Here is an 11,528-nt window from a genome sequence, read left to right on the forward strand (position 1 = left end):
TTTCCCTCCTCTGCTAGTTTGTTGTTTTTAACCTTCAAAGAAGTCCAGTTCTTTACTGTCCTCTGAAAGCTGTACGATAGCTTTTTTACGGTCTGCACGGTAACCGCCATAACGGCCCATACGCTTGAATTTACCTTTAATATTCATTGTGTTTACACGATCTACTTTAACACCGAAAACCAGTTCAACTGCATCTTTGATCTCAGTCTTGTTGGCTTTAGTGCTGACTTCAAAAGTGTACTTTTTTTCTGCCATTAAATCAGCAGTGTTCTCTGTAATGACAGGGCGCTTAATAATATCACGTGGATCTTTCATTATGCAAGCACCTCCCCTGCTTTTTCAGCCGCATCTTTCGTGATGATCAGCTTGTCATGCGTCAGCAAGTCAAGTACGTTTACCTCTTCAACAGTAAGCACATTTACATTTTGAAGGTTATTTGCTGAACGGACAACAGTCTCATCTTTATCAGCTGTCACGATTAATGCTTTTGTGTCTACGCTAAGTGCTTCCAGCATCTTAACAACTTCTTTTGTTTTAGGAGCTTCAATTGAAATGCTATCCAAAACAATAATGTTTTCCTCTACTGCTTTAGAAGAAAGTGCAGATCTAAGTGCCAGACGGCGAACTTTCTTAGGCAGTTTGTAGCTGTAGCTGCGTGGTGTAGGTCCGAAGACAACTCCACCGCCAACCCATTGTGGTGAACGGATTGAACCTTGACGTGCGCGTCCAGTTCCTTTTTGGCGCCACGGCTTACGGCCACCGCCTCTTACTTCTGAACGGTTTTTAACAGCGTGAGTACCCTGACGCAGGTTAGCACGTTGCATTATAACCGCTTCGTTTAATACATGTGTGTTTGGTTCAATACCAAATACTGAATCATTCAGTTCGAAATCTCCAGCTTGAGAACCATCTTGTTTTAATAGTGCTACTTTAGGCATGACATATCCTCCCTTCGTAATCTGATTAGTTATCCTTTAAAGCACTTTCGATTTTTACATAGGATTTCTTCGCACCAGGGACATTACCTTTGATTAGAAGCAGGTTGCGCTCGGCATCCACTTTAACCACTTCAAGGTTCTGGATTGTGATTTGCTTACCACCCATTTGTCCTGGAAGCTTTTTACCTTTGAAAACACGCATTGGGTCAATAACACCCATCGCACCTGGAGCTCTATGGAAATGAGAGCCGTGAGTTGTTGGTCCACGCTGTTGTCCATGACGCTTAATCGCACCCTGGAATCCTTTCCCTTTGGAAGTTCCAGTTACATCGATTTTATCGCCTTCCTGAAATACATCAACGCCAAGTTCCTGACCAACTTCATATTCATCAAGATTTGCGTTACGGATTTCACGAACGTAGCGCTTAGGGGCTGTGTTAGCTTTCTCAGCATGACCTTTTTCCGCTTTGTTTGTACGTGATTCCTTTTCATCTGCAAAACCGATTTGTAGTGCTTCATAGCCATCATTTTCCATAGTCTTCTTTTGAAGAACTACGTTTGGCTCAGCCTGCACAACTGTTACCGGGACAAGTTCTCCCTCTTCCGAAAACAATTGTGTCATGCCGATTTTACGACCTAAGATTCCTTTCGTCATCCGTTACACCTCCTATAATAATTCAATAGTTTATAATTTAATTTCGATATCCACACCTGATGGCAGGTCAAGACGCATTAGCGAATCAACTGTCTGTGGTGTTGGATTGACAATGTCGATTAAACGTTTATGAGTACGCATCTCAAACTGCTCACGAGAATCTTTGTACTTGTGTACTGCACGAAGAACTGTGTAGATAGACTTTTCTGTAGGCAATGGAATCGGACCGGATACATTAGCACCAGAACGCTTCGCAGTGTCTACAATCTTTTCAGCAGATTGATCAAGAATGCGGTGATCATATGCCTTTAATCGAATTCTAATCTTTTCTTTTGCCATTATTTTCCCTCCTTTTCGCCCATTTTATAATAGACTTTCTCCGTGAAAATTTCTTGAGCACCCGCCATGGCAAAGGGGCCGGGTGTATCAACAACCTTTCACTTCATCGCCTTTTTTTGACCAACATTAATAGTATAAAGAAAAAACGTGGTCAATGCAACCCTTTTTGAGTTAACTATTAGATTGCACATTTATGTATTATACTAAGGTATAGCACTGATTGCAAGGGTTATTGCAATTTTTTTAACGGGAAAGTTCATCCATTCCTAAATTCTTTAACTATGAGCTGCATGTTAATAAAAATACATTGCTGCGTAGTCTCTATCTAGAACTTTAGCTTTAACTTCGAGACACTCGCTTTTAATGGGCTTGCAACATTCTATTGTCTTTCGATTCAATCAGCTTTTATAAACTACATTCATAGTCTATTTAAATATGGTAAAGTCAATGGGTGTAAGAAATCTTGTAAAAAAAGTACTGAATTAAGCGTTAGGAAGTTATCTGATGTATCGATAGACAAAAAGGGAGCTGGGACAAAGTATAGCGATGTTGATTTGCGCTTCGGACAAATCGCTTTCCACGGGCAACGCTTCAACTTCCTCGGAAGAAAACCACTTCCTGCACTCCAATCAACACCATGGTAGCGAGGGAAATACACAAAGACTCCTGCGGGAAAGCGAAGACGTTGAGACCCCACAGTGAGCGTTCTTGGCGAACGAGGAGGCTCAGTGCGAGCCCGCGGAAAGCGTAGTGTATTTCCGGAGCGAAGCTACGAGTTATTTTGCAGTTTATATCAACTTTGAATAAAGATTCAACTATAAGAGGATAACATTATAAGATTCCGTGGCTAATTCGTTCGTCTTTAAAATGTAAAACTATAGTTATGTCCCAGCCTCGTTCTCTGATGTATCGATAGACAAAAAAACAGACAGCGTCGTCACGCTGTCTGTTTTTTTATTCAATATGCTATTACTTAGAGATAGAAGATACTACGCCTGATCCAACAGTACGTCCACCCTCACGGATAGAGAAACGAGTACCGTCTTCAATAGCGATTGGTGAAATAAGCTCAACGTCCATTTCAATGTTATCGCCAGGCATAACCATTTCTACTCCTTCTGGCAACTGAATAACACCAGTTACGTCAGTTGTACGGAAATAGAATTGTGGACGATAGTTTCCGAAGAATGGAGTGTGACGTCCACCTTCTTCTTTTGACAGAACATAAACTTCAGCTTTGAAGTTCGTGTGTGGTGTAATTGAACCTGGTTTAGCAAGTACCTGACCACGGTTGATATCTTCACGGGAAACCCCACGAAGAAGTGCACCGATGTTGTCACCAGCTTCTGCATAGTCAAGAAGCTTACGGAACATTTCTACACCAGTTACTGTTGTTTTAGAAGGCTCTTCTGCAAGACCGATGATTTCTACTTCGTCACCGACTTTAACAGATCCACGTTCAACACGTCCAGTCGCAACAGTACCACGGCCAGTGATTGAGAATACGTCCTCAACAGGCATCATGAATGGCTTGTCATTGTCACGTTCTGGAGTTGGAATGTATTCGTCAACTGCAGCCATTAGCTCGAAGATTTTCTCTTCATATTCTGCATCGCCTTCAAGTGCTTTAAGTGCAGAACCTTTAATTACTGGTACGTCATCACCAGGGAAGTCGTATTCAGTAAGAAGGTCGCGTACTTCCATTTCTACTAGTTCAAGAAGTTCTTCGTCGTCTACCATGTCAGTTTTGTTCAGGAATACAACGATTGAAGGTACACCAACGTTACGTGAAAGCAGAATGTGCTCACGAGTTTGTGGCATTGGGCCATCAGCAGCAGATACTACAAGGATAGCTCCGTCCATTTGTGCTGCACCAGTGATCATGTTTTTAACATAGTCAGCGTGACCTGGGCAGTCAACGTGTGCATAGTGACGAGTATCAGTTTCATACTCAACGTGAGAAGTTGCGATTGTGATACCGCGCTCTTTCTCTTCAGGAGCACCGTCAATTTGGTCATATGCCATTGCAGATCCTTTACCTGATTTCTTGTGCAATGTAGTAGTGATTGCAGCAGTTAAAGTAGTTTTACCATGGTCAACGTGTCCAATAGTTCCAATGTTAACGTGACTTTTTGAGCGATCAAACTTTTCTTTACCCATTTATATTTCCTCCTTTAATTGAATAAAAGTAATGTTTTAGTTTATGTGTAGCTAAGGAATGCGCTTAGTATTCCTTAGCTTCATAATAAATGTTATACGTTACATTCAGGAAAAAATCAATTATTCTCCTGCATTTTTCTTGATAATTTCTTCAGAGATGCTCTTTGGCACTTCTTCATAGTGATCAAAGTGCATTGTGAACTGTCCACGGCCCTGTGTATTGGAACGCAATGCTGTTGCATAACCAAACATTTCAGCCAGTGGTACAAAGGCTTTTACTACCTGTGCAGGCCCGCGTGATTCCATACCTTCCACACGTCCGCGACGGGATGTAATGTCACCCATGATGTCTCCCATATATTCTTCAGGGATTACAACTTCCACGCGCATCATTGGCTCCAGAAGAACTGGGTTACATTTATTCTTAGCAGCTTTCAATGCCATTGAACCTGCAATCTTAAATGCCATCTCGTTGGAGTCGACGTCGTGATAGCTTCCATCATACAATGTTGCTTTGATGTCAATCAGCGGATAACCAGCCAATACACCATTTTCTGTCGCTTCTTTAATACCATGTTCAACAGAAGGGATATATTCACGTGGTACTACCCCACCAACAATTTTGTTAGTGAATTCAAATCCGGCACCTTCTTCGTTTGGCTCAAATTTAACCCAAACGTGTCCGTATTGTCCACGTCCACCAGACTGACGTACGAATTTACCTTCAACTTCTGCTGATCCACGGAAAGTTTCACGGTATGCAACCTGAGGTGCACCAACATTAGCTTCAACTTTAAATTCGCGTTTCAGACGGTCCACAATGATATCAAGGTGAAGTTCACCCATACCAGAAATGATTGTCTGACCAGTTTCCACATTTGTCTCAGTTCTGAAAGTAGGATCCTCTTCTGCAAGCTTACCTAGAGCAACAGACATTTTATCCTGGTCTGCTTTTGTCTTAGGTTCAATTGCAACACCGATAACCGGTTCAGGGAATTCCATAGATTCAAGGATTACAAGATCCTTTTCATCACATAGGGTATCACCTGTTGAAGTGTCCTTAAGTCCTACAGCACCAGCAATTTCACCAGAATATACTGTAGAAATTTCTTCACGTGAATTCGCGTGCATCTGCAAGATACGACCTACACGTTCACGCTTATCTTTTACAGAGTTTCTGACATAGGAGCCAGAATCCAATGTTCCAGAATAAACGCGGAAGAAAGTGAGTTTACCAACATAAGGGTCTGTAGCAACCTTAAACGCAAGTGCTGAGAATGGTGCGTTATCGTCAGATGGACGAGTCACTTTCTCCTCACTGCCAGGAAGAATACCCTCAATTGGCGGTACATCTGTTGGAGCAGGAAGGTAGTCTAAGACACCATCCAGCATTAGCTGTACACCTTTGTTCTTAAATGCTGACCCAACGAATACCGGATAGAACTCGATATTTAGGGTAGCAGTACGAATTGCACTCTTCAGTTCCTCATTAGAGATTTCTTCTCCTTCGAGGTACTTCATCATTAGCTCTTCGTCAAGCTCAGATACTGCTTCAACCAACTCACCGCGTAATTCTTCTGCCTTCTCTTTATAGTCGGCAGGAATTTCACGAGCAGAAGCACGTGTACCCAAGTCATCTTCGTAGTAATACGCCTGCATGGTAATCAGGTCGATGATGCCTTCAAAATCATCCTCAGCACCGATTGGCAGCTGTACAGGATGAGCGTTTGCTCCCAGACGTTCTTTCAATGTGTTGGTGGAATAAAGGAAATCTGCTCCCACTTTATCCATCTTGTTGATAAAAACAATTCTAGGTACACCATACGTAGTAGCCTGGCGCCATACAGTTTCTGTTTGTGGTTCAACACCTGATTGGGCGTCAAGAACCGTTACCGCACCATCAAGTACACGCAATGAACGTTCAACTTCAACTGTGAAGTCCACGTGCCCCGGTGTATCAATGATGTTGATACGGTGGCCTTTCCATTGAGCAGTAGTGGCCGCGGAAGTGATTGTGATTCCACGTTCCTGCTCTTGTTCCATCCAGTCCATCTGTGAAGCACCTTCGTGCGTTTCACCAATTTTGTGGATCCGTCCTGTGTAGAAAAGAATACGCTCTGTAGTAGTGGTCTTACCTGCATCGATGTGAGCCATAATACCAATATTACGCGTCTTTTCCAAGGAGAACTCTCTAGCCATGTATTCTTCTCCTTCCTGTTAAGTGCTTTATTTGGTTTCTTACCAACGGTAGTGAGCAAATGCTTTGTTGGCTTCCGCCATTTTATGCATTTCTTCACGTCGCTTAACTGAAGCTCCAGTGTTATTGGAAGCATCAAGAATTTCATTAGCAAGACGTTCTTCCATCGTCTTTTCACCGCGAAGACGTGAATAGTTAACGATATAACGAAGTCCTAGTGCCTGACGGCGTTCTGGGCGTACTTCCATTGGTACCTGGTAGTTCGAGCCACCAACACGGCGGGCACGCACCTCTAGTACTGGCATTACGTTTTTCATAGCTTGTTCAAAAACTTCCATTGCGTTCTGGCCGCTTCTTTCAGCGACTAATTCAAACGCATTATAAAGAATCTTTTGTGCCTTACCTCTTTTACCATCAATCATGATCTGGTTGATCAGACGGGTAACTAGTTTTGAATTATAAAGTGGATCCGGCAAGACATCGCGCTTAGGTACTGGTCCTTTACGTGGCATATGTCCCCCTCCTTTCCTGTATCATAGGTGTATCTCTAATCACTTGTGATTTAGTTATTTCTTCTTAGGTCTCTTGGTTCCGTATTTAGAACGGCCTTGGGCACGTCCTTCAACACCGGCAGTATCAAGAGCACCACGTACAATGTGGTAACGTACACCCGGAAGGTCTTTAACACGTCCACCGCGGATCAGTACTACACTGTGCTCCTGCAGGTTGTGTCCAATACCAGGGATGTATGCTGTTACTTCCATGTTGTTTGACAAACGAACACGTGCATACTTACGTAGTGCCGAGTTCGGTTTTTTTGGAGTCAATGTACCAACACGTGTGCAAACACCGCGTTTTTGTGGTGAGTTTTCATCAGTAAGTGATTTTTTGAAGCTGTTGTATCCTTTGTTAAGTGCAGGAGAATCAGACTTCCTTGGCTTACTTACTCGACCTTTACGTACAAGCTGATTGATTGTAGGCATTATATATATCCTCCCTTCTATATTGATGGGTTTTAGCAGTAACCAAACACCCATTTAACGGTTATTTTGTAATACCACATATCCAGGTGGTTCATCTTTTGGCAAAAAACAAAAGCTTTCGCGCGAGTTACCCGCCAAAACCTCTATTCTTTCACTGCCACCGCAGATGCGCCGACGTCTATCCCGGAAGCCCTGCCCAGCCGTTTCATTGAATCAACACGCTGACAAGGTACATTAACTTCCCTGGCTAAACGTTCCACCTTCTGTATGATCTGTTGGTCTGCATCTTCAGCAATAAACACTTCACTTACGGCAGCATTTTTCAGTGCCTTAAGTGTTTGCTTTGTTCCAATTATTAATCGTGATTGAACTTGCTGTACTTTTTCATAAGACATTCTCATATCCTCCAAAGTAACAAGTATAATCGGAAGCACCCTGAATATAGTATCATCCTGGTTTTTCAATGTCAACTGCAATTCAACTATTTTTTAGGTGCTTCCGATATATTATCTTGTTTTTAACAGGGCTGGTAATAGCCAAGTTTTTTTTAATGCTACTGAACCGTTTCTGTCTCTTCCGGTTCTTCCACACTTTCCTGTGGAACATTCAACCCTGCTTCTATTTTGCGGTAGCGTTGCATTCCAGTCCCCGCCGGAACAAGCTTACCGATAATAACATTTTCTTTCAGACCTAGTAGTTCATCACGCTTACCTTTAATTGCTGCATCTGTCAGGACACGAGTTGTTTCCTGGAATGATGCTGCAGATAAGAACGAGTCTGTTTCCAGTGAGGCTTTCGTGATCCCAAGCAATACCGGTTTACCAACGGCTGGCTCCTGACCTTCCTGAAGAATAGGACGGTTGGCCTCTTTAAACTGGTGAATTTCAAGCAGTGATCCTGGAAGCACATTTGTATTTCCAGATTCGACCACGCGAATTTTACGAAGCATCTGGCGAACCATAACTTCAACGTGCTTATCACCAATTTCAACACCCTGCATTCGGTATACACGCTGTACTTCACGAAGCAGATAGTCCTGAACTCCGGAAACACCCTTAATGCTAAGAAGTTGTTTCGGATCAACAGAACCTTCTGTAAGTTCCTCACCGGCTTCGACTTCATCGCCGACAGCAACTTTCATCCGAGCATTGTATGGTACAGCATAGGAACGTTGCTCCACATCACCCTGAACGACAATTTCCTGCTTATCCTTAACTTCTTTAATTTCGTGAACCACACCGTGGATTTCACTGATGACTGCCTGACCTTTCGGATTACGCGCTTCAAAGAGCTCCTGAATACGCGGCAGACCCTGTGTAATATCGTCACCTGCTACCCCACCTGTGTGGAATGTACGCATTGTAAGCTGTGTACCTGGCTCACCGATAGATTGAGCTGCGATAATACCAACTGCTTCTCCGACTTCAACCTCGTCACCTGTTGCCAGGTTGCGACCATAACATTTCTGACATACACCATGCTTAGTGTTACATGTAAATGCTGTACGGATAGCAACTTCTTCTATACCGGACTCAACAACTTGTTTAGCCTGGTCTTCTGAAATTACGGTATCATTTTCAACGATGACTTCGCCTGTTTCAGGATGTTTAACAGTCTCAAATGCTGTACGTCCAATCAGACGGTCAAGCAGTGGTTCGATCATTTCGGTTCCATCGGTCAATGCGGAAACGGTCAGACCGCGGTCAGTTCCACAGTCATCTTCACGGATGATCACATCCTGTGCAACATCCACAAGACGGCGTGTCAGGTAACCTGAGTCGGCTGTCTTCAGTGCTGTATCGGCAAGACCTTTACGCGCACCGTGTGTGGAAATAAAGTATTCCAATACTGTCAGACCTTCACGGAAGCTTGATTTAATCGGCAATTCAATGATCTTACCAGCCGGATTGGCCATCAGACCACGCATACCAGCAAGCTGAGTGAAGTTCGACGCGTTACCACGGGCACCGGAATCACTCATCATGAAGATTGGGTTCCGCTTATCCAGTGACTTCATCAGTCGCTCCTGAATATCGTCTTTTGCCTGAGACCAGATGGCAATAACACGGTCATAACGTTCTTCTTCTGTAATCAGACCACGTCTGAACTGCTTCAGCACATTATCAACCTTTGTCTGTGCCTCATCCAGAATCTTTTCTTTTTCAGCAAGTACCACAATATCGGATACACCAACGGTCATACCCGCTTTTGTTGAGTAGCTGAATCCAAGATCTTTCATACGGTCAAGCATTTTGGACGTTTCACTAATTTTGAACCGTTTGAAGACTTCCGCGATGATATCGCCAAGGATACCTTTTTTAAACGGAAGTATTTCTTCACGCTTTTTAATCTCTTCTTTTACGTCAGTTCCCTTTTCAACAAAGTATGTTTCTGGAGTCTTCACTTCCAGGTTTTCATTTGTTGGTTCATTAATATACGGGAACGACTCCGGCAGTATCTCATTAAAAATCAGTTTTCCAACCGTTGTGAGCAGTAACTGATTCTGCTGCTCTTCGGTAAATGACTTTTTATTTAAGCTGGATGCCTGAACTGCAATTCTTGTATGCAGATGTACATAACCATTCTGATATGCAAGGACTGCTTCTTTAACATCTTTAAAGATGCTTCCTTCACCCATTGCACCTTCACGTTCCAGTGTCAGGTAATAGTTACCCAATACCATATCCTGTGATGGTGTAACAACAGGCTTGCCATCTTTTGGATTCAGAATGTTTTGCGCTGCCAGCATCAGAATACGGGCTTCAGCCTGTGCTTCAGCTGAAAGCGGCACGTGAACGGCCATCTGGTCCCCATCAAAGTCAGCGTTATACGCCGTACATACCAATGGATGCAGACGAATTGCACGTCCTTCAACCAATGTTGGTTCAAATGCCTGAATACCCAGACGGTGCAGTGTCGGTGCACGGTTAAGCAGTACTGGGTGTTCCTTGATAACTTCCTCCAGAACGTCCCAGACTTCCGGATGCACCCGTTCGATTTTCCGTTTAGCTGACTTTATGTTGTGCGCAAAGCCCTTCTCAACCAGTTCTTTCATGATAAATGGCTTGAACAGTTCCAATGCCATTTCTTTTGGCAGACCACACTGATACATTTTCAGGTGCGGGCCAACTACGATAACGGAACGGCCGGAATAGTCAACACGTTTACCCAGCAGGTTCTGACGGAAACGCCCCTGTTTACCCTTCAGCATGTGGGACAGAGACTTAAGTGGACGGTTACCTGGTCCGGTTACCGGACGGCCGCGACGTCCATTGTCAATCAGTGCGTCAACTGCTTCCTGCAGCATCCGTTTTTCATTCTGCACGATGATGCTAGGGGCACCAAGGTCCAGTAGTCGTTTAAGACGGTTGTTACGGTTAATCACACGACGATACAGATCATTTAGGTCAGATGTGGCAAAACGCCCACCATCCAACTGTACCATCGGGCGGATTTCTGGCGGAATAACCGGCAGTACATCAAGAATCATCCATGATGTATCGTTTCCGGAATGGCGGAACGCTTCAAGCACTTCCAACCGTTTTATTGCCCGGGTTCTGCGTTGCCCCTGGGCAGTTTTAAGTTCTTCTTTCAGTGCATCCACTTCTTTGTCCAAGTCTATATCCTGGAGAAGTTTACGGATAGCTTCAGCGCCCATTTGCGCCTTGAATGACTTGCCGTATTTATCATAATATGCCCGGTATTCTTTTTCGGAGAGAAGTTGTTTCTTCTCCAGTGGTGTATCACCTGACTCGGTCACAATATACGCGGCAAAATAAATTACTTCCTCAAGCGCCCGTGGAGACATATCCAGCACGAGCCCCATACGGCTTGGGATTCCTTTAAAGTACCAGATGTGCGATACAGGTGCAGCAAGCTCAAGATGCGCCATACGTTCACGACGTACTTTTGCTTTTGTCACCTCTACACCACATCGGTCACAGACAACACCTTTATACCGGACACGTTTGTATTTCCCGCAATGACATTCCCAGTCTTTCTGCGGCCCGAAGATTCGTTCACAAAACAATCCGTCTTTCTCCGGTTTTAGTGTACGGTAGTTTATTGTTTCTGGTTTTTTGACCTCGCCATAAGACCATGAGCGGATTTTTTCCGGTGACGCTAAACCAATTTTCATATACTCAAAGTTATTAACATCCAGCAAGGGGCCTACCTCCCTTTTAGTGTCCGATTTTACCATTTACTCAGAATTATATAATTGGAGGGGCCAACCCTTTTGAGTCAGCCATCTCCAT

Annotated in this window: 10 protein-coding genes; all 10 read right to left on the bottom strand. The window is 43.7% G+C overall.

Translation table 11 applies throughout. The annotated features are described in order from the left end of the window. Positions 1-27: 27 nt before the first annotated feature. Positions 28-315 (bottom strand): 50S ribosomal protein L23, encoded by a 288-nt coding sequence (gene rplW / locus ACFO3D_RS15870; RefSeq protein WP_390298288.1) that lies wholly within the window; start codon positions 313-315, stop codon positions 28-30. Then, positions 315-938 carry a 50S ribosomal protein L4 gene (gene rplD, locus ACFO3D_RS15875; RefSeq protein WP_390298291.1) on the bottom strand — a complete coding sequence of 208 codons (624 nt, stop codon included), beginning with the start codon at positions 936-938 and terminating at the stop codon, positions 315-317. The genes rplW and rplD overlap by 1 nt, the downstream gene beginning before the upstream one ends. Before the next feature lie 25 nt (positions 939-963). Continuing rightward, positions 964-1,593, bottom strand: a complete 630-nt coding sequence (rplC, locus tag ACFO3D_RS15880; RefSeq protein ID WP_390298294.1) for a 50S ribosomal protein L3 — start codon at positions 1,591-1,593, stop codon at positions 964-966. A 30-nt stretch (positions 1,594-1,623) separates the two neighbouring features. Further along, on the bottom strand, positions 1,624-1,932 hold the full coding sequence (rpsJ, locus tag ACFO3D_RS15885) for a 30S ribosomal protein S10 (protein WP_390298297.1): 309 nt from the start codon (positions 1,930-1,932) through the stop codon (positions 1,624-1,626). 969 nt (positions 1,933-2,901) lie between these two features. Beyond that, a complete protein-coding gene (gene tuf, locus ACFO3D_RS15890; protein ID WP_390298300.1) occupies positions 2,902-4,092 on the bottom strand; it encodes an elongation factor Tu in 1,191 nt (396 codons plus the stop codon). Positions 4,093-4,212: 120 nt separating this feature from the next. After that, positions 4,213-6,291: an elongation factor G gene (gene fusA, locus ACFO3D_RS15895; protein WP_390298303.1), complete on the bottom strand. Its 2,079-nt coding sequence runs from the start codon at positions 6,289-6,291 to the stop codon at positions 4,213-4,215. 39 nt (positions 6,292-6,330) lie between these two features. Continuing rightward, on the bottom strand, positions 6,331-6,801 hold the full coding sequence (gene rpsG / locus ACFO3D_RS15900; protein ID WP_390298306.1) for a 30S ribosomal protein S7: 471 nt from the start codon (positions 6,799-6,801) through the stop codon (positions 6,331-6,333). Between the two features lie 54 nt (positions 6,802-6,855). Beyond that, positions 6,856-7,272 (bottom strand): 30S ribosomal protein S12, encoded by a 417-nt coding sequence (rpsL, locus tag ACFO3D_RS15905; RefSeq protein ID WP_390298309.1) that lies wholly within the window; start codon positions 7,270-7,272, stop codon positions 6,856-6,858. Between the two features lie 143 nt (positions 7,273-7,415). Next, positions 7,416-7,667, bottom strand: coding sequence for a 50S ribosomal protein L7ae-like protein (locus tag ACFO3D_RS15910; protein WP_390298312.1), 252 nt, complete (start codon positions 7,665-7,667; stop codon positions 7,416-7,418). Between the two features lie 158 nt (positions 7,668-7,825). Then, positions 7,826-11,437 (bottom strand): DNA-directed RNA polymerase subunit beta', encoded by a 3,612-nt coding sequence (gene rpoC / locus ACFO3D_RS15915; protein ID WP_390298315.1) that lies wholly within the window; start codon positions 11,435-11,437, stop codon positions 7,826-7,828. Between the last annotated feature and the right edge of the window lie 91 nt (positions 11,438-11,528).

This window comes from Virgibacillus kekensis (assembly GCF_042654125.1).
Lineage (GTDB): Bacteria > Bacillota > Bacilli > Bacillales > Amphibacillaceae > Lentibacillus > Lentibacillus kekensis.